General features: G+C 58.4%; 25 protein-coding genes. 15 read left to right on the top strand and 10 right to left on the bottom strand.

Features of this window, described 5'->3' with window-relative positions; translation table 11 throughout:
- From ugpC to D8V06_RS10810, 5 genes are all read left to right on the top strand, one after another.
- Positions 1-1,049 (top strand): sn-glycerol-3-phosphate ABC transporter ATP-binding protein UgpC (ugpC, locus tag D8V06_RS10830; RefSeq protein WP_241667807.1); only part of this gene is annotated, 1,049 nt, incomplete at its 5' end.
- 16 nt (positions 1,050-1,065) lie between these two features.
- Positions 1,066-2,538 (top strand): mannitol dehydrogenase family protein, encoded by a 1,473-nt coding sequence (locus D8V06_RS10825; RefSeq protein WP_130930950.1) that lies wholly within the window; start codon positions 1,066-1,068, stop codon positions 2,536-2,538.
- 205 nt (positions 2,539-2,743) lie between these two features.
- Complete coding sequence (gene xylB, locus D8V06_RS10820) at positions 2,744-4,240, top strand: xylulokinase (RefSeq protein WP_130930949.1); 1,497 nt, start codon at positions 2,744-2,746, stop codon at positions 4,238-4,240.
- A 13-nt stretch (positions 4,241-4,253) separates the two neighbouring features.
- A complete protein-coding gene (locus D8V06_RS10815; protein ID WP_130930948.1) occupies positions 4,254-5,192 on the top strand; it encodes a carbohydrate kinase in 939 nt (312 codons plus the stop codon).
- 191 nt (positions 5,193-5,383) lie between these two features.
- Complete coding sequence (locus D8V06_RS10810) at positions 5,384-5,653, top strand: DUF2790 domain-containing protein (RefSeq protein ID WP_130930947.1); 270 nt, start codon at positions 5,384-5,386, stop codon at positions 5,651-5,653.
- Between the two features lie 93 nt (positions 5,654-5,746).
- Here the strand turns inward: D8V06_RS10810 and D8V06_RS10805 are convergent, their stop codons facing one another.
- On the bottom strand, positions 5,747-6,019 hold the full coding sequence (locus D8V06_RS10805; RefSeq protein WP_130905595.1) for a DUF1652 domain-containing protein: 273 nt from the start codon (positions 6,017-6,019) through the stop codon (positions 5,747-5,749).
- 291 nt (positions 6,020-6,310) lie between these two features.
- On the opposite strand from D8V06_RS10805, the gene eco reads away from it, so the two are divergent.
- Complete coding sequence (eco, locus tag D8V06_RS10800; RefSeq protein ID WP_130930946.1) at positions 6,311-6,793, top strand: serine protease inhibitor ecotin; 483 nt, start codon at positions 6,311-6,313, stop codon at positions 6,791-6,793.
- 149 nt (positions 6,794-6,942) lie between these two features.
- Here eco and D8V06_RS10795 read toward each other — a convergent pair whose 3' ends face one another.
- Together D8V06_RS10795 and D8V06_RS10790 are read right to left on the bottom strand one after the other, a co-directional pair.
- Positions 6,943-7,866, bottom strand: coding sequence for a magnesium transporter CorA family protein (locus D8V06_RS10795; protein WP_130930945.1), 924 nt, complete (start codon positions 7,864-7,866; stop codon positions 6,943-6,945).
- A gap of 7 nt (positions 7,867-7,873) precedes the next feature.
- Complete coding sequence (locus D8V06_RS10790; protein WP_130905598.1) at positions 7,874-9,472, bottom strand: RimK family protein; 1,599 nt, start codon at positions 9,470-9,472, stop codon at positions 7,874-7,876.
- Between the two features lie 92 nt (positions 9,473-9,564).
- Between D8V06_RS10790 and D8V06_RS10785 the strand changes: the two genes are divergently transcribed.
- Positions 9,565-10,659 (top strand): GNAT family N-acetyltransferase/peptidase C39 family protein, encoded by a 1,095-nt coding sequence (locus D8V06_RS10785; protein ID WP_130905599.1) that lies wholly within the window; start codon positions 9,565-9,567, stop codon positions 10,657-10,659.
- Positions 10,660-10,738: 79 nt separating this feature from the next.
- Here the strand turns inward: D8V06_RS10785 and D8V06_RS10780 are convergent, their stop codons facing one another.
- Together D8V06_RS10780 and D8V06_RS10775 are read right to left on the bottom strand one after the other, a co-directional pair.
- Positions 10,739-11,890, bottom strand: coding sequence for a PQQ-dependent sugar dehydrogenase (locus D8V06_RS10780; protein ID WP_130905600.1), 1,152 nt, complete (start codon positions 11,888-11,890; stop codon positions 10,739-10,741).
- A 52-nt stretch (positions 11,891-11,942) separates the two neighbouring features.
- Entirely contained in the window at positions 11,943-12,296 is a 354-nt protein-coding gene (locus D8V06_RS10775) for a hypothetical protein (protein ID WP_130905601.1), read from the bottom strand.
- A 190-nt stretch (positions 12,297-12,486) separates the two neighbouring features.
- Between D8V06_RS10775 and D8V06_RS10770 the strand changes: the two genes are divergently transcribed.
- Positions 12,487-13,347, top strand: coding sequence for a Ku protein (locus tag D8V06_RS10770; protein ID WP_130930952.1), 861 nt, complete (start codon positions 12,487-12,489; stop codon positions 13,345-13,347).
- Positions 13,348-13,416: 69 nt separating this feature from the next.
- Here D8V06_RS10770 and lpxO read toward each other — a convergent pair whose 3' ends face one another.
- Entirely contained in the window at positions 13,417-14,316 is a 900-nt protein-coding gene (gene lpxO, locus D8V06_RS10765) for a lipid A hydroxylase LpxO (RefSeq protein ID WP_130905602.1), read from the bottom strand.
- A gap of 372 nt (positions 14,317-14,688) precedes the next feature.
- Between lpxO and D8V06_RS10760 the strand changes: the two genes are divergently transcribed.
- Positions 14,689-16,275: an ABC-F family ATPase gene (locus tag D8V06_RS10760; RefSeq protein WP_033044478.1), complete on the top strand. Its 1,587-nt coding sequence runs from the start codon at positions 14,689-14,691 to the stop codon at positions 16,273-16,275.
- A gap of 270 nt (positions 16,276-16,545) precedes the next feature.
- Positions 16,546-17,736, top strand: a complete 1,191-nt coding sequence (locus D8V06_RS10750) for an MFS transporter (RefSeq protein ID WP_130930944.1) — start codon at positions 16,546-16,548, stop codon at positions 17,734-17,736.
- 17 nt (positions 17,737-17,753) lie between these two features.
- On the opposite strand, the gene D8V06_RS10745 is transcribed toward D8V06_RS10750, so the two are convergent.
- The gene (locus tag D8V06_RS10745) at positions 17,754-18,791 is read right to left on the bottom strand and encodes a dienelactone hydrolase (protein WP_130905604.1); all 1,038 of its coding nucleotides are present in this window, start codon (positions 18,789-18,791) and stop codon (positions 17,754-17,756) included.
- Between the two features lie 167 nt (positions 18,792-18,958).
- A complete protein-coding gene (locus D8V06_RS10740; protein ID WP_056855438.1) occupies positions 18,959-19,570 on the bottom strand; it encodes an FMN-dependent NADH-azoreductase in 612 nt (203 codons plus the stop codon).
- A 132-nt stretch (positions 19,571-19,702) separates the two neighbouring features.
- Between D8V06_RS10740 and D8V06_RS10735 the strand changes: the two genes are divergently transcribed.
- On the top strand, positions 19,703-20,611 hold the full coding sequence (locus D8V06_RS10735; protein ID WP_056855439.1) for a LysR substrate-binding domain-containing protein: 909 nt from the start codon (positions 19,703-19,705) through the stop codon (positions 20,609-20,611).
- Entirely contained in the window at positions 20,608-20,967 is a 360-nt protein-coding gene (locus D8V06_RS10730; RefSeq protein WP_130905606.1) for an MmcQ/YjbR family DNA-binding protein, read from the top strand. Before D8V06_RS10735 ends, D8V06_RS10730 begins: the two co-directional genes overlap by 4 nt.
- Here the strand turns inward: D8V06_RS10730 and D8V06_RS10725 are convergent.
- Both D8V06_RS10725 and D8V06_RS10720 read right to left on the bottom strand, forming a co-directional pair.
- The gene (locus D8V06_RS10725) at positions 20,964-21,392 is read right to left on the bottom strand and encodes a DUF1294 domain-containing protein (RefSeq protein WP_130905607.1); all 429 of its coding nucleotides are present in this window, start codon (positions 21,390-21,392) and stop codon (positions 20,964-20,966) included. The two genes, D8V06_RS10730 and D8V06_RS10725, sit on opposite strands and share 4 nt — an antisense overlap.
- Positions 21,389-22,219 (bottom strand): undecaprenyl-diphosphate phosphatase, encoded by an 831-nt coding sequence (locus tag D8V06_RS10720; protein ID WP_056855442.1) that lies wholly within the window; start codon positions 22,217-22,219, stop codon positions 21,389-21,391. Before D8V06_RS10720 ends, D8V06_RS10725 begins: the two co-directional genes overlap by 4 nt.
- A gap of 258 nt (positions 22,220-22,477) precedes the next feature.
- Between D8V06_RS10720 and D8V06_RS10715 the strand changes: the two genes are divergently transcribed.
- The 3 genes from D8V06_RS10715 (at position 22,478) to D8V06_RS10705 (ending at position 25,333) form a co-directional block, all read left to right on the top strand.
- Positions 22,478-24,112: a methyl-accepting chemotaxis protein gene (locus D8V06_RS10715; protein WP_056855443.1), complete on the top strand. Its 1,635-nt coding sequence runs from the start codon at positions 22,478-22,480 to the stop codon at positions 24,110-24,112.
- Positions 24,113-24,242: 130 nt separating this feature from the next.
- Positions 24,243-24,806, top strand: a complete 564-nt coding sequence (gene pnuC / locus D8V06_RS10710; RefSeq protein WP_056855595.1) for a nicotinamide riboside transporter PnuC — start codon at positions 24,243-24,245, stop codon at positions 24,804-24,806.
- Complete coding sequence (locus D8V06_RS10705) at positions 24,803-25,333, top strand: AAA family ATPase (protein ID WP_130930943.1); 531 nt, start codon at positions 24,803-24,805, stop codon at positions 25,331-25,333. The genes pnuC and D8V06_RS10705 overlap by 4 nt, the downstream gene beginning before the upstream one ends.
- Positions 25,334-25,547: the final 214 nt, after the last annotated feature.

The raw sequence follows: 25,547 nt of genomic DNA, 5'->3' as shown, positions 1-25,547 counted from the left end.
TCAAGGGCATTGACCTTGAAGTGAACGACAAGGAATTCGTGGTCTTCGTCGGCCCATCGGGCTGCGGTAAATCCACCCTGCTGCGGTTGATCGCCGGGCTGGAGGAAGTCAGCGGTGGCACCATCGAACTCGATGGCCGCGACATCACTGAAGTCAGTCCAGCCAAGCGAGACCTGGCGATGGTGTTCCAGACTTACGCTTTGTACCCGCACATGAGCGTGCGCAAAAACATGTCGTTCGCCCTTGATCTGGCCGGCGTGCCCAAGGCCGAAGTGGAAAAGAAAGTCGGCGAAGCGGCGCGCATCCTTGAACTGGGGCCGATGCTCGAGCGCAAGCCCAAGCAACTGTCCGGCGGGCAACGCCAGCGTGTGGCGATCGGCCGGGCCATTGTGCGCAACCCGAAAATCTTCCTGTTCGACGAACCACTGTCCAACCTCGACGCGGCGCTGCGGGTGCAGATGCGTCTGGAGTTGCTGCGCCTGCACAAAGACCTGCAAGCGACGATGATTTACGTGACCCACGACCAGGTCGAAGCCATGACCATGGCCGACAAAGTCGTCGTGCTCAATGGCGGCAAGATCGAGCAAGTCGGCTCGCCACTGGATCTGTATCACCAGCCGGCCAACCTGTTCGTCGCCGGTTTTCTCGGCACGCCGAAAATGGGCTTCCTCAAAGGTCGGATCACCCAGGTCAATGGCCAGGGCTGTGAAGTGCAACTGGACGCCGGCACCCGCATCAGCCTGGCGCTGAGCGGCGCCAAGCTGAGCGTCGGCGGTGCGGTGACGCTGGGCATTCGCCCCGAGCACCTGGAATTGGCCAAACCCGGCGATTGCACACTGCAAGTCACCGCCGATGTCAGCGAACGCCTGGGCAGCGACACCTTCTGCCATGTTCGCACCGCTTCCGGCGAAGCCCTCACCATGCGTGTACGCGGTGACCTCGCCAGCCGTTATGGCGAAACCCTGAGCCTGCATCTGGATGCCGAACACTGCCATTTATTCGATGCCGACGGCGTGGCACTGACCCGTCCTTTGCGCGTTGCTGCCTGATTTGCGAGAGTGTGTGATGAAACTGAATAAACAGAACCTCAACCACCTCGCCCCCGAAGTGGCCCTGCCCGCCTACGCCCTGAGCGACACGCGCCAAGGTATCGCCCACATCGGCGTCGGCGGTTTCCATCGCGCCCATCAGGCGTACTACACCGACGCGCTGATGAACACTGGCGAGGGCCTGGACTGGGCGATCTGCGGCGTCGGCCTGCGTGCCGAAGACCGCCGCGCCCGCGACGATCTCAAGCAACAGGATTGCCTGTTCACCCTGTTTGAGCTGGGTGATACCTATGACACCGAAGTCCGGGTAATCGGCGCCATTCGCGACATGCTGCTGGCAGAGGACGGTGCGCAAACGCTGATCGACAAACTCGCCGACCCGCAGATTCGCATCGTCTCGCTGACCATCACCGAGGGCGGTTATTGCATCGATGACAGCAACGGCGAGTTCATGGCGCACCTGCCGCAGATCCAGCACGACCTCGCCAACCCGGACTCACCCAAAACCGTGTTCGGTTTTCTTTGCGCGGCACTGGCCAAGCGCCGGGCCGCAGGTATACCCGCGTTTACCTTGATGTCCTGCGATAACCTGCCGCACAACGGCGCGGTCACTCGCAAAGCACTGCTGGCATTCGCCGCGCTGCGGGACGCCGAGTTGCGCAACTGGATCGAGCGCAACGTGACGTTCCCCAACGCCATGGTCGACCGCATCACGCCGATGACCAGTACTGAGCATCGCCTGCTGCTGGCGGACAAACATGGCGTCGATGACGCCTGGCCGGTGGTCTGCGAACCCTTTGTGCAATGGGTGCTGGAAGACAAGTTCGTCAATGGCCGGCCGGCCTGGGAAAAGGTCGGCGTGCAGTTCACCGACGATGTCACGCCCTATGAAGAGATGAAGATCAAACTGCTCAATGGCAGTCATCTGGCCCTGACCTATCTAGGGTTCTTGAAGGGCTATCGCTTCGTTCACGAAACCATGAACGACCCGCTGTTCGTGCGCTACATGCGTGCCTACATGGACCTCGACGTCACGCCGCAACTGGCGCCAGTGCCAGGCATTGACCTGACCGATTACAAGAACACGCTGGTCGAACGCTTCTCCAATCAGGCCATTGCCGATCAACTGGAACGTGTGTGCTCGGACGGGTCGTCGAAGTTTCCCAAGTTCACCATTCCGACCATCAACCGCTTGATCGCCGATGGCCGCGAGACCAAGCGTGCGGCGCTGGTGGTGGCCGCATGGGCCTTGTACTTGAAAGGCGTGGATGAAAATGGCGATACCTACTCGATACCGGACCCACGGGCGGCGTTCTGTCAGGCGTTGGTGGCCGACGACGTATTGATCACCCAGCGTTTGCTGGAGGTTGAGGAGATTTTCGGCACCGCGATCCCTCGCTCGGCAGAGTTTGTCGCGGCGTTTGAGTGGTGTTGCAACAGTTTGCGCGAGGTGGGTGTGACGCGCACGCTTGAGCGGGTTCTGGCGTAAGCATGCGGTGAATCTGCCGCCGTCATCGCGGGCAAGTTGAATCGTCGCACCGCCGCTCCCACAGTGATTTCTGATCGTTCCCACGCTCTGCGTGGGAATGCAGCCCGGGACGCTCTGCGTCCCCATCCAGAAGCAGACGCGGAGCGTCCATTGAGGCGTTCCCACGCAGAGCATGGGAACAACCTTCATACACCAAGGACCCACCATGGCAGACCAACAATTATTCCTCGGCATCGACTGCGGCACCCAAGGCACCAAAGCCATTATCCTCGATGCGGTCAGTGGTGCCGTGATTGGTCAGGGCGCCGCTGCCCACACCATGATCAGCGGCGCCAACGGCCGTCGCGAGCAGGACCCCGCTCAGTGGCTGGATGCTTTCGCCAGCGCCACTCGCCACGCATTGCTGGCGGCCGGTGTCGATGGCCAATCGATCCTCGGCATCGGTGTGTCCGGCCAACAACACGGCCTCGTCCTGCTCGATGATCAGGGCCAGGTCCTGCGCCCCGCCAAACTCTGGTGCGACACCGAAACCAGCGCTGAGAACGATCGCCTTCTCGAACGCCTGGGCGGTGAAAAAGGTTCGCTGGAGCGCCTTGGCGTGGTCATCGCACCGGGTTACACAGTCTCTAAGCTGCTCTGGACCAAAGAACAGCATCCGGCAGTATTTGCCCGAATCGCCCGCATTCTGTTGCCCCATGATTACCTGAATTTCTGGCTCACCGGCCGCAGTTGCAGCGAGTACGGCGATGCTTCCGGCACGGGCTATTTCAACGTGCGCACTCGCCAGTGGGATTTACAATTGCTGCGCGACATCGATCCGAGCGGGCGCCTGCAAGCGGCATTGCCGGAGCTGATCGAAGCGCACGCAGCGGTCGGTACGATCCTGCCGGCGATCGCTGGACGATTGGGTATCAATCCGCAAGCCCTTGTTTCCAGCGGCGGTGGCGACAACATGATGGGCGCCATCGGCACCGCCAATATTCGGCCAGGCGCCATCACCATGAGTCTCGGCTCATCCGGCACGGTGTACGCCTATGCCGATCAACCGATCGTCAGCCCGGACGCTGGAGTCGCCACATTCTGTTCTTCGAGCGGTGGCTGGTTGCCCTTGATTTGCACCATGAACCTGACCAATGCCACCGGGGTGTTCCGTGAGTTATTCGAGCTGGATATCGATCGCTTCAATGCACTCGCGGCCCAGGCACCGATCGGTGCCGAAGGCGTTTGTGTGCTGCCGTTTTTCAATGGTGAACGCGTACCCGCCCTGCCCCACGCTACCGGCAGCGTGCGCGGCTTGACCATGACCAACCTGACCCAGGCCAATCTGTGCCGTGCAGTGGTTGAAGGCACGACCTTCGGATTGCGTTTCGGTGTGGACCTGCTGCGCCAAAATGGCTTACAAAGCCGCAGCATTTGCCTGATCGGCGGCGGCTCGAAAAGTACGGTATGGCGCCAGGTAGTCGCGGACATCATGGACACTGCGGTGGTCTGCACTGAACAAAGCGAAGCCGCGGCCCTTGGGGCGGCAATTCAGGCAGCCTGGTGCAAGTCCCGGGAAAGCGGTCGAGAAGAGAGCCTGGCGGATCTGTGCGAGCGCTGCGTGAAGCTCGACCCGGCGAGTGAAACCTTGCCCATTGCACAAAACGTCGTGGCTTCGCAGCAAGCCTACGAACGCTATCAACAGCATGTCGCAACCCTTTGAAGAGTGAGCAATTATGTATCTGGTGTGTGGCGAAGCGCTGTTTGATTTTTTCAGTGAAAACGATGCCAGTGGCCTGGCTTCAAAAGTGAATTTCAAGGCGATTGCCGGCGGTTCGCCGTTCAATGTTGCGGTGGGTTTGCGCCGTTTGGGTGTGAACGTGGCGCTGTTTGCCGGGTTGTCCACCGATTACCTTGGCCGACGACTGTTGCAAGTGCTGCAGGACGAAGGGGTACAAACCGGCTATCTACGGGATTTCGCCGCCCCTACCACGCTGGCGATGGTTGCGGTGGGTGCCAATGGCTCGCCACATTACAGCTTCCGTGGCGAAGGTTGTGCCGATCGGCAATTGAAAGTTGAGCATCTGCCGGAACTTGGGCCTGACGTACGCGGCTTGCACATCGGCTCGTTTTCGCTGGTGGTGCAACCGATTGCCGACACGCTGCTGGCGTTGGTGCGACGGGAAAGCGGTAAACGCCTGATCAGCCTCGATCCGAACGTGCGCCTCAACCCCGAGCCAAATATCGAGTTGTGGCGTTCGCGCGTGGCCACGCTGGTCGAACATGCCGACCTGATCAAGGTCAGCGATGAGGATTTGCGCCTGTTGTATCCCGAACAGGACCCTGCGCGGGTCATCGAGGGCTGGTTGCAGCACCGTTGCCAGTTGGTGTTCCTGACGCGCGGTGGCGAAGGCGCGACGGTGTTCAGCCGGGTCCATGGTTCGTGGTCGGTGCCGGCCTGCGCGGTCAAAATCGCAGATACCGTGGGCGCTGGCGATACTTTTCAGGCGGCGTTGATTGCCTGGTTGACTGAGCAACAACTGGATTCAATCGAGGGATTGCGTGAGCTCAGCCGCGAGCAGATCGAAGCGATGATGCGGTTTGCGGTTCAGGCAGCGGCACTGACTTGCGGCAAAACCGGGCCGGACCTGCCCTATCGAAAACAACTGGCATAACGCACCTGATGGTGTGGTCGTCCGCCGAACGGTAGTGGCAAAGCGACAGGTGGCATTCAGGAGAATTAACCAATGCTTAATCGTGCAGTCCAACACTTACTGGACCGCACGCCCTCAGAGTTCTCTGACGCCCAGTGCGGCAGGTTCGACGATCCGTCGAGCTGACTTCCGTCTGCACTGGAGATTGCCCCATGAACTCGCGCGTTTTGCTCGTTTCTTCAGCTCTTGTCTGTGCCAGCTTTTCAGGTTTTACCGTAGCGGACACCACCGTCGCCGACGCGATACCCTCGTATCATTACGGAATGCCCCTGCACATTGGCAAAGTGATTGCCCTGACCGAACCCACGACGATGGATTGTGAAGTGATCACGGCAACGATGACGTATATCGATCAGCAGTCGGGCAAACCCGCGGAACTCGCCTACCGAAAACTGTCGGACGCTTGCAGTTATCAAAACTGACTGATCGCACAAGTTGCATTTATGCGTTCGATCTGGCGCTGGGCCTGGTGTTTTGATCCAGGCCCGCAGCGCACGGCAGATTCAAACGTTGGGCTACAGCGCTTTGCCCAGCACCTCACGGTGCTCGTTTTCCCCGTGATGGTGGTAAAGGTCTGAGCGCAGCCCCGCAATCAACTCATGGATTTCCCTGCAGCTGTTCAGATGCTGGGCATCGATATCTGTCCTCAATAGATCGAGGGTATCAGTGCCATCCTCCGCGAAGACCTTGACGGTCATCTTGAGGTCCGGAGAGAGCGAGCATTGGCAGCGTTTCGGCAGGAAACTGCTTTCAATGATGTTGCGAAGTTCCAAGGCAGAAAGAAACATGGCGACCCTCTCCTTTGTGAGACTGCCAACGGTTATCGATGGCTGACTCGTGTGCGATCCCGGTCAGCTTAAGAACATCTACAGCATAAAACATGCCTTGAATTCAGCTATGCAGCTCATCGGTAAATCAGAGGTTTAGGTTAACAACCTGTAACAACCGTCATGCAAATTGCACTATCGGCCTCAGATAGCCCTGCAAATTGCACACAGCGTGAGTTTGCATCGAGTGCCCGTGGCAGGGAGAATGCGCGCAGGCGATCGTTCGCTTCTGTTTACCTGCAAGGAGGCACCATGAGTCCTTTAATTGTTCGCACATCCATCGGCGTTATCGCGGCTGCACTGTCGGGCGTCATCCACGGGGCAACGCTGGAAAAAACCGCGCCATTTCCAAAAGCCGAGGACGGCTTCAGCCGCCAGGTCATTCACTTGGCACCGCAAACCCGGGAAGACGATTTCCAGGTCGAAATCCTCGCTGGCAAGACCCTTGCCGTCGACTGCAACCGCCAACGCCTGGGCGGCATGCTTGAGGAAAAAAACCTCGAAGGCTGGGGTTATCCGTTTTACCGACTGGAAAAAGTCATCGGCCCGATGAGCACCCTGATGGCCTGCCCGGACGGCAAGCGCAAACAGGATTTCGTGCCCGTGGTGGGTGACGGTTTCATGCTGCGCTACAACAGCAAACTGCCGATCGTGCTCTATGTACCTGAGGATGTAGAGGTACGTTACAGGATCTGGTCGGCGTCGACTAAAGTCGAAAAAGCCGTTGCCGAATAATCCTTGCACATCATGCCAACGCGTCGCCAAACGCGGCGCGCTCGACCGCATGGATGCGGCTCAACAGCTCTGATCCGGACATTTTGGCGATTTGGAAGCGGCTATCGCGAGCAGGCTCGCGCCCACAGACCTGGTGAACATCACCCGATTCATTTCGCCAAGCGCTTGAGCCCCAGCACCATCACCCCTGCCCCCAGCAGCATCGCGCTCAAGAACAACGGATAAGAAATCCACCACGGCGTGCCTGCCGTCATCATGCTGAATTCGGACATTCCGCCGATGCTTGCGATCAGGTTCAGCGGCAAAAACACCACATTGATCAACGTCAGTTTGCGCAACAGGTTGTTCATGCTGTTGTTCATCAGATTGCCCCGCGCGTCGATCAGCCCGGAGAACACCGTCGAGTAGATTTCCGCCTGCTTGTAGCACTGGTTGTTTTCTATGATCAGGTCGTCGATCAGGCTGATGGCATGGGCATTGAAGTGTTGCTTTTCTGCGTGGTTGCGCAGTCGGGTGAGGACCGCGCCGTTGCTGTGGATGGCATTGATGTAATAGATCAGGCTTTCGCTGAGGTTGAACATCTGGATCAGGTGCTGATTCTGCATCGACGCATTGAATTTCTGCTGCAGCTCCCGGGCAACCAGTTTGATCACCTTGAGGTGACCCAAGTAGTGATGGATGTTGTTGAAGAGCAGATCGAGCAAAACATCCAGCGGCGTGTTCAGCGCCTGACGCTTGCCCAACCCACTCAGCGGCGCGTCATCGGTGGCGATCACCAGCAAGCGGTCCAGGCAAAACAGCAAGCCACAGGATGACACTTCAAACGCCAGGCTCTGCGAGCCGGAGTAGTTTTCCGGGCGTTTCCAGATCAGGAACAGGTTGTCGGGGTGAAACTCGATGCGCGACACCTCGTCAGGGTCGAGTGCCGACGCCAAGGCGTGTTCATCGAGTTTGAAATGGCTGTGCAACAGGTCGCGCTCGGCCACATCGGGATTGCTGAACAGCACGACCGGGGCATCCAGCCGCTCGACGGCATGCAGAGCGCCGTGGGTCAATTCAAAGCCCTTGATCATCGGCTGATCACCAGGCCTGGCCGCGACGTTTCAGTTCCAGGCGTCGCACGAACTCTTCCAGCACCAGTGAATACAGGTCGTCTTGCAAGTACGCGTCTTCGATACCCGCGTCCATGTTCGGGTTGTCGTTGACCTCGATCACCACCACTTTGTCCCCCGACTGCTTGAGGTCAACGCCGTACAGACCATCGCCGATCAGGTTGGCGGTCTTCACTGCCAGCTCCACCACCGCTCGCGGCGCTTCGTGGACGGCCAGGGTTCGGCACTCACCGTTGATATCCTGGCCTTTGGCCTTGTGGTTGTAGATTTGCCAATGGCCCTTGGACATGAAGTACTGGCAGGCAAAGATCGGCTTGCGGTTCAGCACGCCGATGCGCCAGTCGTACTCGGTGTAGAAAAACTCCTGCGCCAGCAATAACACCGAATGCTCGAACAATTCAGCGGTAGCTTCGAGCAAGGCTTGCTGGCTTTCGACCTTGATGACACCCCGGGAAAAACACCCGTCGGGGATCTTCAGCACCAACGGAAACCCCAGGCGTTCGCCCACCCGCTCGAAATCTTCCGGTCGTTCCTTGTAGAGTATTTCAGTAGCGGGCATGCCCAGTTGGTGACTCTTGAGCAGATCGGTCAGGTACACCTTGTTGGTGCAACGCAGAATCGACGCCGGGTCGTCCATCACTACCAGCCCTTCACTTTCGGCCTTCTTGGCGAATCGATACGTGTGGTTGTCGACGCTGGTGGTCTCGCGGATCAGCAAGCCGTCGTATTCGGCAATTCGCGAATAGTCCTTGCGCTCGATCAGATCAACGTCGATGCCCAGCGTCCGGCCGACCCTGACAAAATTATCCAGCGCCTTGGCATTGGAGGGCGGCAAGGCTTCCTGGGGGTCATGCAGAATGGCCAGGTCGTATCGGGCCAATCGCCGGGATCGCGGCTGGCGCCAGATTTTTCGACTGAAACTATCCAGGGATTGTGCAAACTGATCTTCCTGATCTTCGCGCAACTTATGCAGTGCGCCCGACTTAACGCCTTCGATGTGCCAGCCGTTAGTTCGACGAAATTCAACTAACAAAATCGGGCAGGCAAATACTTCAAATAATTGCCGCGCCAAATCCTGCAACGGCTCGATATTGGTCTTGCCGAAGTAAAGTGTCAGGGTAAAACCTTCGGTATCGCTGTAAGCATGATGACTGAGCGCTTTTTCCAGGGTTTTATCCAAGTCATCCAACGCTAGGCCGTACAAGGATTTACGGGTGAGTTCACTGATGGTTCGCACAGAGGGAATGACCTTGTGCCCACGGGCCTCTGCCAGCAGCGAGCAGTAGTACCCGTGCCCCAGATACTTGTAGCTGCGGCACAGGTTGATGACCTGAACCCGCTTGCCCTGGTCGTTGTCGCGGGTTTGTTCCAGGTATTCCTGGGCCGTGACAATGTCCTCGCTGGGAAAGTAGGAAGCCCAGTCCTCCCTGCGTTCGACGATGATAATCAACTGGCTGGAAGTTCTACCCGACTCATTTGAAGAACCTTTTAAATAAGTTTCAGAAGTGATTGCCGCCGGCAAAGTTTGCTCGGATACTTCGCGCCAATGACCTTGTACCGCTGACATAGTGATCGATCCGTTGGTGAACAAGACCTTTCCTATTAAGCACGATGTTTTTTGAAAGTCCCGTTTCGTTACGCAACTTTTACGGCGGTCGTATGAATACAATATTTCGTTTGGCGGTATTGCAAGACGTGCCTCAGTTATTGCAACTGGAAGAGCAGTGTTTCACCACCGATCGGCTCAACAGTCGCAGCTTTCAATGGATGATTACTCGTGCCCACGGGCAACTGTTGGTAGCACAGCACGGTGAGCATTTGCTGGGTTACGCCGTGGTGCTATTTCATCGAGGTACGTCGCTGGCACGACTGTATTCGATCGCCATCGCCGCCCAGGCACGAGGCAACGGATTGGGTAAAAAATTGCTCGATTGCGTCGAGGCCTGCGCTCTGGAGCACGACTGTGCTTATTTGCGGCTGGAGGTGCGTATCGACAATCCTGCGGCGATTGCCTTGTATGAACGCAACGGCTACCGGCGCTTCGCCGTGATTCATGACTATTACCAGGACCATGCCGATGCGCTGCGCCTGCAAAAACGCATCCTTGAGCATCGCGAGTCGCGTAACGTTCAAGTGCCTTATTACGCACAAACCACCGAATTCACCTGCGGTCCGGCTTGCCTGATCATGGCCATGGCCGCACTGCAGCGTGACCAATATCCGCAGCGCCGCGAAGAACTGCAGATCTGGCGCGAGGCGACTACCGTTTTCATGACCTCCGGCCACGGTGGCTGCAGCCCTCAAGGCTTGGCGTTGGCGGCCTGGCGCCGCGGGTTTCGGGTGCGTCTGCAACTGAGCATGAGCGGGCCGTTGTTTCTCGACGGCGTGCGCAACGAGCATAAAAAAGACGTAATGCGTCTGGTGCACGAAGCGTTCACTGAACAGTTGCTTGCCAGCGACGTCGAGTGCGAAATCGGCGGACAGCTGGACCTCCCACGGCTGCTGGAGCAAGGCGGTCAGCCTTTGGTACTGATCAGCAGCTATCGCCTGACTCGCTCCAAATCACCGCACTGGGTGATCGTTACCGATTGCGACGACGAATTCGTCTATCTGCACGATCCCGATGTGGACCACAGCCAGCATCGACAAACCATGGACTGCCAGCATGTGCCGGTCAGCCATAGGGAATTCGAGAAGATGTGCAGCTTTGGTCGGGACAAGTTAAGGGCGGCGGTGATCCTGCATAACCGTTGAAAAGATCGCAGCCTGCGGCGGCGCTTCCAGGTCGCGCGTGTTCATACAGGCGCTGCAGCAGGCTGCGATCCTTTTTGCGTTACTTCAATCCGACTTTATACAACGCGCCGTCCTCTTCATCGGTCAACACATACAAGTAACCATCCGGCCCCTGCCGCACATCGCGGATGCGCTTGTTCAGTTCCCCCAGCAGGCGCTCTTCGTGAACCACCTTGTCGCCGTCGAACTGCAAACGGATCAGTTCCTGCGTGACGAGCGCACCAATGAAAACGTTGTGTTGCCAGGCCTTGAAACGATCGCCGTCGTAGAACGCCATGCCGCTCAACCCGGGAGATTTTTCCCAGAAATGCCGTGGCCCGACGGTGCCTTCGGCGGTTTTGCCCTGGGCTTCAGGAATGGGCAGCCCGGAATAGTTGATGCCGTGAGTCGCCAATGGCCAACCGTAATTCTTGCCGCGCTCAATCACGTTGATCTCGTCCCCGCCCCGAGGCCCGTGTTCGTTTTCCCACAGTGTGCCGGTCCATGGGTTGAGCGCCGCACCTTGCGGATTGCGCACCCCGTAGGACCAGATCTCGGGACGCACACCGGACTGACCGACAAACGGGTTGTCGTCCGGTACCTTGCCGTCGGGATATATGCGAACGACCTTGCCTTGGAGTTTGTCGAGGTCTTGTGCGGTCGGCCGGTCGTTGTTTTCCCCGAGGGTAATGAACAGATAACCATCACGGTCAAATACCAGCCGTGAGCCAAAATGGTTGCCGACGGATAGCTTGGGTTCCTGACGGAAAATCACCGTGAAATCCCTGAGGCTCGTCAGGTCTTCGGACAGCCTGCCGCGACCGACGGCCGTACCGGCCTTGTTACCCTGACCACCACCCTCGGCGTAGGACAGGTAGATCAAGCGGTCTTGCTTGAAGTCGGGTGACAGCACCACATCCAGCAAGCCGCCCTGCCCTTTGGCCCAGACCTTGGGCACTCCGCTGATCGGCGCCGACACCTTGCCCTGCGTGTTGACCAGGCGCAGATTACCGGGCCTTTCCGTTACCAGCATGCCCTGGCGATCCGGCAGAAACGCCACGGACCAGGGGTGCTCCAGCCCCTCGGCGATGGGCGTGACTTCAAGCGTGCCCAGTTCACTTTTCATCGCCTGCGCGGACGCGGCAAGCACAGGCGGCGTAACGGTCAACATTGCACTGGCACAGAGAGCGGTCAGAAGAGATTTACACAACATGCACGATTCCTTTTGTCATGAGAATGGCGGGGAGAAATGCAGATTTTGCCGTTCAACGAATGGGAGTACCCCGCGCTGGCGGGTTGGGTATGAATCTGGGAGAGCTGGCGGGAGCCGCTGGCGTCTGCGGGTAGCGATTGCCGATGCCACCGTTGTCGAGGGTTGGCGGACGTGGCACAGGGACCGTGTTCGGTCCTCGGATCGCTGGGGCACTGGGTTGCGTGCCTTGCATGCTGTTGGGATTGGCCCGGCGAATCGGGCTGTTGTAGGGGTTGTTGTTACCGCTGTTCGGCAGGCTCTGCGCCAAAAGCAACGGCGCGTGAGTCGAAGGGACTTGCGCCTGGGCCAGCGGGCCGAGAATGCTGCTCGAGGCCAACAGGATGAAGCCGAGGATGCATCTGTTCATGGGTTGCCTCTGGGCACGCGCGTGTAAGGTCTTCGATAGCACGCTACGCCCCGGGTTCGGATTTGTTAATCAAAACCTCAACGGCAAGGTGTAACACGAAGTTGATCTTGCGCGAGAGACGGGCTGCAGGCCGCTGAAACTTTTGCTCGAGGCCTACGGTCACCTGATCATCACTCGCGAGAACACGACCATGGCACGGGCAATCTGGAAAGGCGCGATCAGTTTCGGACTGGTGCATATCCCCGTGGCGCTGGTCTCAGCGACCTCTTCCCAAGGGGTGGACTTCGACTGGCTCGACAGCCGCAGCATGGAGCCGGTGGGCTACAAGCGTGTGAACAAGGTCACCGGCAAGGAGGTGACCAAGGAACACATCGTCAAAGGTGTAGCCTACGAAAAGGGTCGTTATGTGGTGCTCAGCGAAGAGGAAATTCGCTCAGCGCACCCCGTATCCACGCAGACCATCGACATTTTCGCCTTTGTCGACGGCGAACAGATTCCGCTGCAAAACATCGATACGCCCTATTACCTGGCACCGGATAAACGTGGCGGCAAAGTCTACGCGTTGTTGCGCGAGACGTTGACCAAAACCAAGAAAGTCGCGTTGGCACGCGTGGTGTTGCATACCCGCCAGTACCTCGCGGCATTGATGCCACTGGAATCGGCGCTGGTACTGGTCAAGCTGCGTTGGCCGGCGGAAGTCCGCAGCCTTGACGAGCTGGCGTTAGGGCCGGACGTCACCAAAGCAGAACTGGCCAAAGGTGAACTCGACATGGCCAAACGCTTGGTGGAGGACATGAGCGCAGAATGGACGCCCGAAGATTACCGGGATGAATTCGAAGACAAGATCATGGCCCTGGTCGACAAGAAGGCCCATGAAGGCAAGATCGAAGACATTGAAACGGCGACTGGCGAAGAAGAGCGCAAGACCGCGGATGTCATCGATTTGACCGAACTGCTCAAGCGCAGTCTTGGGGGCAGGAGCGCCGACAAGGCGCCTGCCAAGAGCAAATCAGCGAGCAAACCGGCTGCGCGGAAGAAAGTCAGCAAGTGATGCGGTGAATGTTCCGGCGTCATCGCAGGCAGGCCCGCGATGACGTCAGCAGCAGCACTGACAAGAGATTCAGACCAGGACAAAAATCGCCAGCAGACCACCGAAGAAGGCCCATTTCTGCAAGTAATAGAGCTTGCGATTACGCTTCTTCAATTCCTTGCCGCGCAGACGAATCTTGTAAATCCTGCCGAACAGGCGATTGATGCCACCCGTCTTGTCGCCCGCCTCGTTGGGCGCGCCGGCAGCCGACATCACCGTGCGGCTGAACCAGCCATTGAACGCGGCTGCCCAGCGATACTTCATCGGGCGCTCGATATCGCAGAACAGAATGATGCGGTTCTGTTGTGTGGTGTTTTCCGCGTAATGAATGAAGGTCTCATCAAACATCACGGCTTCGCCATCTCGCCAGTGATAGTTCTCGCCATCGACGTTGATGTAGCAACCGGCATCATTAGGCGTTTCCAGTCCTAGGTGATAACGATAGGAACCAGCATACGGATCACGGTGACGAACCAGTTTGGAGCCCGGCGGCAACTCGGCGAACATCGCGGCCTTGATCGAGCCGATGCTCTGAACCAACTCAGTGGTGCGCGGGCACAGTTTCATCGCCGACGGGTGATTGTCGCCGTACCACTTGAGATAGAAGCGCTTCCAGCCCGTCTTGAAAAACGAGTTGAAGCCAACATCATCGTATTGGTTGGAACGCTTGATCTCGCCGGCACGCAGCAGGTTCTGGCCTTCGGCGCGGATTTCCTGCCAATGGGTTTGCAGGGGCGTCAGGTCGGGAAAGTCCGCCGGATCCAGGTAGGGCTTGTTGGGGACTTTCGAGAACAGATAAAGAAAGCAATTGATCGGCGCCAGAAACGTCGAGTGATCGCTCAACTGGCGCCCCAACTTGTGGCGCACGCGACCGCGCAGATGGACGTACGCGATGGATACAACGTAGACAGCGGCAATGATCAGTTTCACGGAAATCGTCACACATCAGAAGTGAACAAACTGCGCCCCTTGCCAGCCAGCGGCGTGTGGAGGCTTGTGCAGCGTCTTTTGGCCCGTTTTCGAGCCAGGCCGTATGTCGGCCTCGGTGAGAGATGGCATTTTAGCCACACTTTGTAACCAATAGTTAACCTATAACATTGAAAATGCGCACTGCTACCGCCAAAACGACGGTGTGGCCTCCATTGCCCTATCGTTTAAAGAGCCAGACCAGTACAATCGCCGCCAAACTTTACGCGCCACCTCGTTGATGACGGAAAAAACCCGTTTCAGCGCACCTTGACTCGGGTCAAGCGCGGTCCAGCCGCCACCCTGGCTACTCTGAATGCTTCGCAGGAAAAACCTTTGATCTCTACAGCTAACATCACGATGCAGTTCGGCGCCAAGCCGCTATTCGAAAACGTTTCGGTCAAATTCAACGGTGGCAACCGTTACGGCTTGATCGGCGCCAACGGCTGCGGCAAGTCGACTTTCATGAAGATTCTTGGCGGTGACCTCGAACCTTCGGGTGGTCAGGTCATGCTCGAACCGAACGTGCGCCTGGGTAAATTGCGCCAGGACCAGTTCGCCTACGAAGAATTCACCGTGATCGACACCGTGATCATGGGTCACGAAGAGTTGTGGAAGGTCAAGGCCGAGCGCGACCGCATCTACTCGCTGCCGGAAATGAGCGAAGAAGACGGCATGGCCGTGGCCGAACTGGAAACCGAGTTTGCCGAAATGGACGGTTATACCGCCGAGTCCCGTGCCGGTGAGCTGCTGCTGGGCCTGGGCATTCCGCTGGAACAGCATTTCGGCCCGATGTCCGAAGTCGCTCCAGGCTGGAAGCTGCGCGTATTGCTGGCCCAGGCGCTGTTTTCCGATCCGGAAGTGCTGTTGCTCGACGAACCGACCAACCACCTGGACATCAACACCATTCGCTGGCTGGAATCGATTCTCACCGTGCGTAACAGCACCATGATCATCATTTCCCACGACCGTCACTTCCTCAACAGCGTCTGCACCCACATGGCTGACCTGGACTACGGCGAACTGCGCCTGTTCCCGGGCAACTATGACGAGTACATGACCGCGGCGACCCAGTCCCGCGAGCAACTGCTGTCGGACAACGCGAAGAAGAAAGCCCAGATCGCCGAACTGCAAACGTTCGTCAGCCGCTTCTCGGCCAACGCCTCGAAAGCCAAGCAGGCCACTTCCCGTGCCAAGCAGATCGACAAGATCCAGCTGGCCGAGGTCAAGCCATCGAGCCGCGTGAGCCCGTTCATTCGCTTTGAACAGACCAAGAAACTGCACCGCCAGGCTGTCACCATCGAGCAGATGTCCAAAGGCTTCGACGGCAAGACGCTGTTCAAGAACTTCAGCTTCACCGTTGAAGCTGGCGAGCGCGTAGCGATCATCGGCCCGAACGGTATCGGCAAAACCACCCTGCTGCGCACCTTGATGGGCGAGCTGACCCCGGACGCCGGTTCCGTGAAGTGGACCGAAAGCGCGGAGCTGGGCTATTACGCCCAGGACCACGCCCACGACTTCGAAGACGACGTCAGCCTGTTCGACTGGATGGGTCAGTGGACACAGGGCGAGCAGATCATTCGCGGCACGTTGGGCCGGATGCTGTTCTCCAACGACGAGATCCTCAAGTCGGTCAAGGTCATCTCCGGTGGTGAGCAAGGTCGCATGCTGTTCGGCAAGCTGATCCTGCAAAAGCCGAACGTACTGGTGATGGACGAACCGACCAACCACCTGGACATGGAATCCATCGAAGCGCTGAACCTGGCGCTGGAGAACTATCCAGGCACGTTGATCTTCGTCAGCCACGACCGTGAATTCGTATCCTCCCTGGCCACTCGCATCATCGAGCTGAGCCCGAATGGCGTGACCGACTTCAGCGGTACCTATGACGATTACCTGCGTAGCCAGGGCGTAGTGTTCTAAGCCTCCGCTTGAATCGAAAAGCCCTGTCCTTGTGACGGGGCTTTTTGCATTTTGCGACCTGATCGTTCCCACGCTCTGCGTGGGAACGCCTCTAGGGACGCTCCGCGTTCCAGCTTTCGAATGGGACGCGGAGCGTCCCGGGCTGCGTTCCCACGCAGAGCGTGGGAACGATCAGGATCACGACCTGGAAAACATAGTTAGCCAGCTTTCTTTTATCCCGCGCCCAAGCCATCATGCAGCTCTCCCTCCGCCGCCCGCGAACGAGCCCTCATGTCTGCGCAGCAACAGCCACCGCAAAGCTCCATGGCGATCACCCTGCAGATCGTCTCCATCGTTTTCTACACCTTTATTGCCTTCCTCTGCATCGGCTTGCCCATTGCGGTGTTGCCGGGGTATGTCCATGAACAACTGGGGTTCAGTGCTGTAATCGCGGGGCTGACCATTGGTTCGCAGTACCTTGCGACCCTGCTCAGTCGGCCCATGGCCGGACGCATGTCCGATAACGTCGGGACCAAACGGGCGATCGTTTACGGGTTGTCAGGGATTGTGTTGAGCGGTGTGCTGACGCTGCTGTCGACCTTGCTGCAAGGGTTTCCGTTGTTAAGTTTGTCGATCCTGATCGCCGGCCGCTTGTTGCTGGGGATCGCCCAAGGCTTGATCGGCGTCGGCACCATCAGTTGGTGCATGGGCCAGGTTGGCGCGGAGCACACGGCACGTTCGATTTCCTGGAATGGAATAGCTTCCTACGGTGCGATCGCCATCGGAGCGCCGTTGGGGGTGGTGATGGTCGCTCAGTTGGGGTTCGCCAGCCTGGGCATTGCCCTGTCGGTACTGGCCTTGGCGGCGCTACTGTTGATTCGCAACAAACCGTCGGTGCCAGTGGTGCGTGGTGAGCGCTTGCCGTTCTGGGCGGTGTTCGGGCGCATTGCACCGTTCGGTGCGAGCTTGAGCCTGGCGTCCATTGGCTACGGCACCCTGACCACCTTCATTACCTTGTACTACTTGAACCGCGGCTGGAGCGGTGCGGCGTACTGCCTGACGGTGTTCGGCGTGTGCTTTATCCTTGCGCGATTGTTGTTCATTTCCAGCATCAGCCGGTTTGGCGGATTCAGCTCGGCCATTGCCTGCATGACCATCGAGACAGTCGGCCTGGTGCTGCTGTGGCTCGCACCCTCAACCGGGTATGCCTTGATAGGTGCCGGGTTGACCGGGTTTGGCCTGTCGCTGGTTTACCCCGCGCTCGGTGTCGAGGCGATCAAACAAGTGCCCAACTCCAGCCGTGGCGCGGGACTGAGTGCTTACGCAGTATTTTTCGATCTGGCATTGGCGATTGCCGGCCCGCTGATGGGGGCCATTGCGCTGAACATGGGGTACTCGTGGATTTTCTTCAGTGCGGCGCTGTTGTCGATCAGCGGTCTTGGATTGACGCTGCTGCTCAAGCAGCGTTCGATGGCCCAATGAACTGTGGGGGCGTTGAGCTACTGATCGGCGGTTTGCATCCCGGCCCGGGTTGCCTTGCCCAGGGTACGCGAGAAAAAACGTCCAGCCTCGGCAATCAGATTGCGATGAATGTCTTCGCGGTCGACGCCATCAGCATCGGTGCAAAGTGCCGGCATGATCGCGATCTGTTCGTCATTGCAAGGTGCCATGAACACGAAGTGCCCTGCCCCGGACAATAATCTGAAGTCCGGTGCGATGGGCAGTTTGCGCGCCAGCGCTGCGGCGTTCTTGTCAAAGGCCACCAATTTGTCGCCGTCACCGCTGTAGAGCAGCACCGGCACATGCACATCGGCCAACGTGTGTCGGCCGAACTTCAGGCTCAGCGGCGCCATCAGCAGTAACGCATGGACCCGCGGGTCAGCCACCGGTTGCAAATCATCACGGTCGACAATCAACTCACCCTGGGTATTGCAGGCGTCACGGTCATCCGGACGCTCCTGGCAGTAACGGCGCAGGCGATCGAGATCGGGCGTCGCGCCGGACAGAATCAACGCGGTCTCCCCGCCGGCTGAATAACCGATAACGCCCACCTGCTCGGCATTGACGAACGGCGCGAGCATACGATCGCCCAACGTCGCGGTGATGGCTTCGGAGATCTGGATCGGCCGCCCGTACAGGTTGCTCAAGGTGCCGAGTCGGCTGTGGTCCCTGGAATTGTCCCCGGGGTGAATCACCGCCACCACCACAAACCCTTTGCGAGCCAGCGACGTGGCCAGGTCGTGCAGCGCCAGCGGGGTTCCGGTATTGCCGTGGGAGAGCATTAGCATCGGGAAGCGGCCCATGGCGACCCTGGTGTCTTCGCCGGCTTCGACCGTGTAGCCCTCAAGCTTGCTGGAATGTTCTTTTTCGCTGGAGGGATAGAACGCGATGCCGCGCATCGGCTGCAGATCGAGCGGGTCGAGAAAACTCATCTCGTGATAACCGACGCTCCAGTGAGGATGTGGCGCGGGGGCGGCGTGCACCGAATTCAGGCTGCTCAACAGGCATATCACTAAGGTTGCACAAAGACGCATCATGGGATGCCCACCTTGTTACCGGACCATGGAGGTAAACCCTCGATTGCATATCTTGGGCCACAACCTGTAACGACCAGAAACAAAAAACTCCGCACCTGGTACTTGCGTATCCAGAATACAGAGTTTTTTGGGGCTTTACCTGAACGGTTTGCTGCTTTACGCAAGCCTTACGCAGCGGCGAACAGTTGCTCGCTGATTTGCGTCTGGGCGTCGTTCATGGCTTTGGTACGCACTTCATCACCATAGGCGAGGCCGTGGGCGCGAACGAACTCGATATCGGTGATGCCGATGAAACCGAACAGCACTTTCAAGTACTCTTCGTGGGCTACGCCGGTCGCCTGACCTGCGTGCAGGCCGCCGGACGTCGAAACGATCACCACTTTCTTGCCACCGCACAGGCCTTCAGGACCGGCTTCGGTGTAACGGAAGGTCTGACCGGCCACGGCGATGCGGTCGATCCAGGCCTTGAGCTGGGTTGGAATGGTGAAGTTGTACATCGGCGCGGCAATCACTACTGCGTCGGCAGCGAGAAATTCAGCGAGGGTTTGGGCGCTCAGTTCGGCTTCGTGCTGTTGTGCGGCATTGCGCAGTTCAGCGCTGGTCCCGGCAGCAACCAGCGTCGTCGCGGAAAAGTGGCTGATGGCATCAGCGGCCAGATCACGATAGGTCACCACAGCGGATGGCTCGGCAACTTGCCAGGCTTTGACCACTTCACCGCTCAGCTGACGGGAAGCCGAGTTGTCACCAAGAATGCTCGAATCGATATGCAGCAGTTTCATGTGGGATCTCCAGGTGAGGATCGCCCACAAGGGCGATCTGATGGAAACAATCCTACAGACGAAACCAATAGCTGATTAGCATGCAACAATGCGATAGTTTGTCTCACTGATAGAACAATCGAGCACACACGCATGCAAGACCTCAATGACCTTTATTACTTCGCCAAAGTTGTCGAGGCTGGCGGCTTCGCAGCGGCCGGGCGCTCGCTGGGGATTCCCAAATCGCGCTTGTCGCGGCGCATTGCCGAACTGGAAGAGCGTCTCGGCGCACGTCTGCTGCAACGCACCACCCGCCAGCTCAAGCTGACGGCTGTAGGTGAACGCTACCTGCGACACTGCCAGGCAATGCTGCTCGAAGCGGAAATGGCTGATGAGGCTGTGGCCAGCATGTCCAGCGAACCACGCGGTCGTTTACGGGTGTCTTCGCCGGTCGGATTGGCCCATGAAATGTTGCCGGGTGTGATCAGCAATTTCCTCGAAAAATTTCCCCAGGTGCAATTGGAAGTGATGCTGGTCAATCGCCGCGTCGATCTGGTGACCGAAGGCGTGGACGTCGCTTTACGTGTACGCGAGCCCGGCGACGAAGACCCGCTATTGGTTACACGCCGACTGCGTCAGGCGCAAATGCTGATGGTGGCCAGCCCCGCGTTCCTCAAGGGACATGACATCAGTCATCCCGATGACCTGAAAAGCCTGCCAGTGCTGGGTGCACTTGAACCCGATCGAATGGTGCACATTCGTCTGGTTGATCGTCAGGGCAAAAGTTACGAGCTGTCCCTTGAAGCACGACTGGGCATTGATGACTTCATCGTGCGCAAGACCTGCGCCCTCGCCGGCCAGGGCTTTACCACGTTGCCGATGATGTACTGCGAGCAGGAACTGGCAAACGGCTCTCTGGTGCAGTTGCTGCCCGAGTGGTCCTTGCCGGGAGGCTGGCTGCAAGCCGTCTACCCTCATCGACGTGGGGTGATGCCGGCGGTTCGCGCCTGGCTTGACCATTTGATCGAAACATTCAATGCCTGCGGAGATCGCTTGATATGAAGGCTGGGCGCATGAGCGAAGACGAGGTCGCAGCATTCTGCCTCGCACTGCCGGGTGCACGGGAAGACTACAAATGGGGCGGCGTACGGGTGTTTTCGATTGCCGCAAACAAGATGTTCGCCCTGCAGGGCCTGCGCGGTGCGTCACTGGCGTTCAAGGTCGACAAGGATTTGTTTCTCGGTCATTGCGATCGCCCGGGAATTCATCCGGCGCCTTATCTGGCACGCGCCCAGTGGATCATCATGGCCACGCCCTATCCGCTGGGCGGCGAGGAATTGCAGGCGCTGCTAAGGCGCTCCCATCAACTGGTCGTCAGCAAATTGCCCAAGCGCAGCCAGGTCGGCTTACTGCTTTAGAACAGCGCGAACAGGTGTGCGCCGAGGAACAAGTGGTCGATCCAGAACACCTGGTGCATCAGCACGATCAACCAGAACACCACTTGGAACGAAACCTTGCGCGTCTTGTGCCGAAACGCCTGTTGAGCCAACAAGGCGCCCGGCCAGCCACCGGCGAACTCCAGCGCATGCAGCACGTTTTCCGGGGTTCGCCACTGATCGGCGCGGGCCTTGCGCTTGTCGCTCCAATACAGCAAAAACGCCAGCACACTGACGATGCCATAGGCCGCCAGGGGAATCGTCGACACCCCATACAGCCATAACGACATCGAACCGAACAGAGGCAGCGCACACAGGATCGCAAACACCAGCCACTTCAGGCGAAGGTTTTGCACCCCTCCCCCGGATTGCCGACCGGGGTTGTTGCGTGCGCTGGAATCACTCATGGCTGGGCCGCTGTCCAATCGACCCAGCCGAACTGCCAGGTGGCCAGGATCAGCAGGCCGAAGGCAATGCGATACCAGGCGAACGCCGCATAACTATGGCTGGCGATGAATTTGAGCAAGCCACGTACGGCGATCATCGCAAAGATGAAAGCGGTGACGAAACCTATCGCGAACACCGGGAAGTCTGCCGGCACGAACAGGTCGCGGTACTTGTAGCCCGAGTACACCGCGGCACCGACCATGGTCGGCATGGCCAGGAAGAACGAGAACTCGGTAGCGGTCTTGCGCGACAGGCCGAACAGCAGTCCACCGATGATCGTCGAGCCGGAGCGCGAAGTGCCGGGAATCATCGCCAGGCACTGGGCGAAACCCACCTTGAGCGCATCTTTCCAGGTGATGTCATCGACGGTTTCGGCATGCACTTCATGCTGACGCTTTTCGGCCCACAGCATGATCACGCCACCCACGACCAGGGCTGCGGCCACGGTGATCGGGTTGAACAGGTAATGGTGAATCAAGTCAGCGAAGATCACCCCCAGAACCACGGCCGGCAGGAAGGCAATCAGCAGGTTCGCGGTGAAACGTCGCGCACTCGGCTGGGTTGGCAATCCAATGACCACGTCGAAAATCTTGCGGCGAAACTCCCAGACCACCGCCAGGATCGCCCCGAGCTGGATGATGATGTTGAACGCCATGGCGCGTTCACCACCGAACTCGAGCAAGTCCGCAACAATGATCTGGTGCCCGGTACTGGAAATGGGCAAAAACTCCGTCAGTCCTTCTACAACGCCAAGAATCAAAGCCTGAAAGGCAGTCCAAAGGTCCATCGATCCCCCAAAAGGCTATGCATCTGCGCATGCCCCGTCATTAATACCAAGCGTTCACTGCGATCAGCGTCGTTGAAGTCCGCGTGCGCAAAGTCCCCCCTGGCCCCTGAAAATCGCGTGGAAAATCAATTTGGATTCAGGTTTTTGCGCGCCGGGCCGAAATCCTAACAGACAAGTCTGAAAAGCGCTGCCGCGTTATCGGACCTGGCAGGATGCTGGCGATCACTTTACAAAAACAAGAAACCGGAGCACCGCGTTATGAACAGCTTGCGCAATATGTCGATCAGCCGTCGGTTGTGGCTCATCTTGATCGTGGCCGTCATGATGCTGCTGGCCTTGGGCGTTTTGATGCTCAAGCAGATTCACGATGACCTGTATGACGCCAAGGCTCAAAAAACCCAGCATGTGGTGCAGACGGCCAGCGGTATCTTGAGTTATTACCATGGCCTGGAGACCACCGGCACGCTGAGCCGTGAAGACGCCCAGAAACAGGCGCTGACCGCCGTACGCGGCCTGCGCTATGACCAGAATGACTACTTCTGGATCAACGATCTGACGCCGGTGATGATCATGCACCCGGCCAACCCGAAGCTCGACGGCCAGAACCTTTCGGCGATCCGCGATCCCGACGGTTTTGCCGTGTTCAACGAAATGGTCGCCGTGGCCAAGAGCAAAGGCGCCGGGATCATCAATTACCGCTGGCCGAAACCGGGGGCCAGCGCGCCGGTCGAGAAAACCTCCTACGTCAAACTGTTCGAGCCCTGGGGCTGGGTGCTCGGCTCGGGGGTGTACATTGATGACATGCAGGCCGAGTTTTACGGGCAAGTATGGAAAGCAACGATCATTGGGGTGACCATTGCGCTGATCATGGTTGCGCTGGTGATCCTGATTGCCCGCAGCATCGTGCGTCCGCTCCAGGAAACCGTGAACGCAATGGCCAACATTGCCAGCGGTGAAAGTGATCTGACCCGCAGCCTCGACACCCATGGCCAGGATGAAGTCACGCAACTGGCGCGGCACTTCAATGCTTTCACCGCCAAACTGCGCCTGGTGATCGGCGAGTTGCAGGCATCTGCCAGTGCCTTGGGCCAGTCGTCCAGCGAACTGGGCAACGACGCCACTCAGGCCCAGCAACGCAGCCAGCAACAGTCGCAGCAAATGGAACTGGTGGCCACGGCGATCAACCAAGTCACCTATGGCGTGCAGGATGTGGCCAAAAACGCCGAACATGCCGCCAGTGAAATGCGCGACGCCGAAGCCCAGGCTCAACAAGGCCAGATCAACATCGACGGCAGCCTGCAACAGATCGATACGCTGTCTTCGACCATCGATCAGGCCGTGGAAGTCATTCGTACCCTGGCCGCCGAAAGCACGCAGATCGGCAGCGTGCTGGAGGTGATCCGCTCCATCGCCGAGCAGACCAATCTGCTGGCCTTGAACGCGGCCATCGAGGCTGCCCGTGCCGGCGAGCAAGGTCGCGGATTTGCCGTGGTGGCCGATGAGGTTCGACTGCTGGCCCAGCGTACACAGAAGTCCACGGCGGAGATCCAGTCGATGATCGAACGCCTGCAAAGTCATTCCGAAGCGGCGGTCAAGGTCATCGGCGACAGCAGCCGTGCGTCGCAACTGACGATTGAACAGGCTGGCCTCGCCGGCGCGAGCCTTAATGCCATCGGCCAGGCATTGCGCAATCTGAACGGATTGAATGCCTCGATTGCCAGCGCGACCTTGCAGCAGGCGCATGTGGTCGAGGACATCAATCAGAACGTGACGCAAGCAGCCGGGTTATCCCATTCCACTGCACTGGCGGCGGAGCAATCCAGTGCCGCCAGCGTGCGGCTCAGGGGCTTGAGTGAGCAGTTGAACGGGCTGCTGAAGCAGTTCAGGGTATAAGCCTTAAAAGAACGCAGGCTTGGGCAGCGGCTAAAGGCTTGCCGAAGTCTGCGTTCTGTTGATCTGCAAACCAAAATCCGCTGCCTGCGGTTACAATCCGCCCCTCTTCGATTTTCTCCAAGGAACCGACATGTCCGGGCTTGAACTGTTTGCCGCCACCCTCGGTGTGATTGCCGTCTGGTTGACGGTCAAGCAGAACCCCTGGTGCTGGCCGATCGGCCTGGTCATGGTACTTATCTATAGCTGGATCTTCTTCGAGGTGAAGCTGTATTCGGACATGTTGCTGCAAGTGATCTATGCCGCGTTGCAATTGTATGGCTGGTGGCAGTGGACACGTGCGGGCGATGCCAGCCATGGCCGTGAAGTGAGCCGGCTGGACACGCAATCAGTGACCCTCGGATTGATCCTCGGTGCCATCGGCAGCCTGCTGCTGGGCGCCGCGATGGCGCACTGGACGGATGCCGCCCAACCCTGGCTCGATGCGGCCCTCACAGGTTTCAGCCTGGTGGCGCAAGTGTGGATGGCGCAAAAGCGCGTCCAGTGCTGGCCGCTCTGGATCGCAGTGGACGTGATTTTCGTCGGGCTATTCATTTACAAAGGCATGTACTTGACGGCCGCACTGTACGGTCTGTTTTTGCTGCTGGCCGTGCAAGGTTGGCGTGAATGGCGCGCGGCCCCGGCGTTACGCACATGAAAGTACTGGTACTCACAGGTCCCGAGTCGAGCGGCAAGAGCTGGCTGTCGGGCGAGCTACAAGCGCATTTCGGCGGGGTGCTGGTTGGTGAATACGTGCGCCGATTCATTGAAGAGAACCCGCGAGATACCTGTCTGGCAGACATCCCGACCATCGCCCGCGGCCAGTTGCAATGGGAAGACGAGGCTCGCGCCTTGCTACCGCAACTGCTCATCCTCGACACCCATTTGCTCAGCAATATCCTCTGGAGTCGCACGCTCTTTGGTGACTGTCCAGGCTGGATCGAGCAGGCACTCCTGTCCCGGCGATATGACCTGCACTTGTTGTTGTCACCGGACAACGTTGAGTGGACCGACGATGGTCAGCGCTGCCAGCCTGAGTTGAAAGAACGCCAGGTTTTTTTCAACGACATCCGGGCGTGGCTTGAACAGCATGGGAAACCGGTGAAAGTCTTATGCGGCAACTGGGCTGAGCGACGCGCCCAAGCGTTTGATGCGGTTGCGAAATTGATTGGCCCTAGCCCCTGATTCTGGGGGTATTTACCCATCCTTTGCCCTTTTCTGGGGAAAAAGTGTCCGCTCCTGAAACACCCTTGTACCCGCAGAAGGCCTATCTCAACACTCTTCCCTCGTTGCCAACGCATTTGTTAAAGCGTTGATACACCTTCGCGCAAAGTACTGTTCTAGAGCATCGCAAGCACTTTGGCCCGGCGTAAGCACGACGAGCTGTCTCATGGTTGAA

Source organism: Pseudomonas sp. Sample_24 (assembly GCF_004307605.1).
Taxonomy (GTDB): domain Bacteria; phylum Pseudomonadota; class Gammaproteobacteria; order Pseudomonadales; family Pseudomonadaceae; genus Aquipseudomonas.
This window is presented reverse-complemented; position numbering and strand designations above follow the sequence as displayed.

What these genes read in the sequence shown, in the direction of transcription:
- D8V06_RS10825 (WP_130930950.1), top strand. Translation starts at nt 1,066, where the DNA reads ATGAAACTGAATAAACAGAACCTCAACCACCTCGCCCCCGAAGTGGCC.
- xylB (WP_130930949.1), top strand. Translation starts at nt 2,744, where the DNA reads ATGGCAGACCAACAATTATTCCTCGGCATCGACTGCGGCACCCAAGGC.
- D8V06_RS10815 (WP_130930948.1), top strand. Translation starts at nt 4,254, where the DNA reads ATGTATCTGGTGTGTGGCGAAGCGCTGTTTGATTTTTTCAGTGAAAAC.
- D8V06_RS10810 (WP_130930947.1), top strand. Translation starts at nt 5,384, where the DNA reads ATGAACTCGCGCGTTTTGCTCGTTTCTTCAGCTCTTGTCTGTGCCAGC.
- D8V06_RS10805 (WP_130905595.1), bottom strand. Translation starts at nt 6,019, where the DNA reads ATGTTTCTTTCTGCCTTGGAACTTCGCAACATCATTGAAAGCAGTTTC.
- eco (WP_130930946.1), top strand. Translation starts at nt 6,311, where the DNA reads ATGAGTCCTTTAATTGTTCGCACATCCATCGGCGTTATCGCGGCTGCA.
- D8V06_RS10795 (WP_130930945.1), bottom strand. Translation starts at nt 7,866, where the DNA reads ATGATCAAGGGCTTTGAATTGACCCACGGCGCTCTGCATGCCGTCGAG.
- D8V06_RS10790 (WP_130905598.1), bottom strand. Translation starts at nt 9,472, where the DNA reads ATGTCAGCGGTACAAGGTCATTGGCGCGAAGTATCCGAGCAAACTTTG.
- D8V06_RS10785 (WP_130905599.1), top strand. Translation starts at nt 9,565, where the DNA reads ATGAATACAATATTTCGTTTGGCGGTATTGCAAGACGTGCCTCAGTTA.
- D8V06_RS10780 (WP_130905600.1), bottom strand. Translation starts at nt 11,890, where the DNA reads ATGTTGTGTAAATCTCTTCTGACCGCTCTCTGTGCCAGTGCAATGTTG.
- D8V06_RS10775 (WP_130905601.1), bottom strand. Translation starts at nt 12,296, where the DNA reads ATGAACAGATGCATCCTCGGCTTCATCCTGTTGGCCTCGAGCAGCATT.
- D8V06_RS10770 (WP_130930952.1), top strand. Translation starts at nt 12,487, where the DNA reads ATGGCACGGGCAATCTGGAAAGGCGCGATCAGTTTCGGACTGGTGCAT.
- D8V06_RS10750 (WP_130930944.1), top strand. Translation starts at nt 16,546, where the DNA reads ATGTCTGCGCAGCAACAGCCACCGCAAAGCTCCATGGCGATCACCCTG.
- D8V06_RS10745 (WP_130905604.1), bottom strand. Translation starts at nt 18,791, where the DNA reads ATGATGCGTCTTTGTGCAACCTTAGTGATATGCCTGTTGAGCAGCCTG.
- D8V06_RS10740 (WP_056855438.1), bottom strand. Translation starts at nt 19,570, where the DNA reads ATGAAACTGCTGCATATCGATTCGAGCATTCTTGGTGACAACTCGGCT.
- D8V06_RS10735 (WP_056855439.1), top strand. Translation starts at nt 19,703, where the DNA reads ATGCAAGACCTCAATGACCTTTATTACTTCGCCAAAGTTGTCGAGGCT.
- D8V06_RS10730 (WP_130905606.1), top strand. Translation starts at nt 20,608, where the DNA reads ATGAAGGCTGGGCGCATGAGCGAAGACGAGGTCGCAGCATTCTGCCTC.
- D8V06_RS10725 (WP_130905607.1), bottom strand. Translation starts at nt 21,392, where the DNA reads ATGAGTGATTCCAGCGCACGCAACAACCCCGGTCGGCAATCCGGGGGA.
- D8V06_RS10720 (WP_056855442.1), bottom strand. Translation starts at nt 22,219, where the DNA reads ATGGACCTTTGGACTGCCTTTCAGGCTTTGATTCTTGGCGTTGTAGAA.
- D8V06_RS10715 (WP_056855443.1), top strand. Translation starts at nt 22,478, where the DNA reads ATGAACAGCTTGCGCAATATGTCGATCAGCCGTCGGTTGTGGCTCATC.
- pnuC (WP_056855595.1), top strand. Translation starts at nt 24,243, where the DNA reads ATGTCCGGGCTTGAACTGTTTGCCGCCACCCTCGGTGTGATTGCCGTC.
- D8V06_RS10705 (WP_130930943.1), top strand. Translation starts at nt 24,803, where the DNA reads ATGAAAGTACTGGTACTCACAGGTCCCGAGTCGAGCGGCAAGAGCTGG.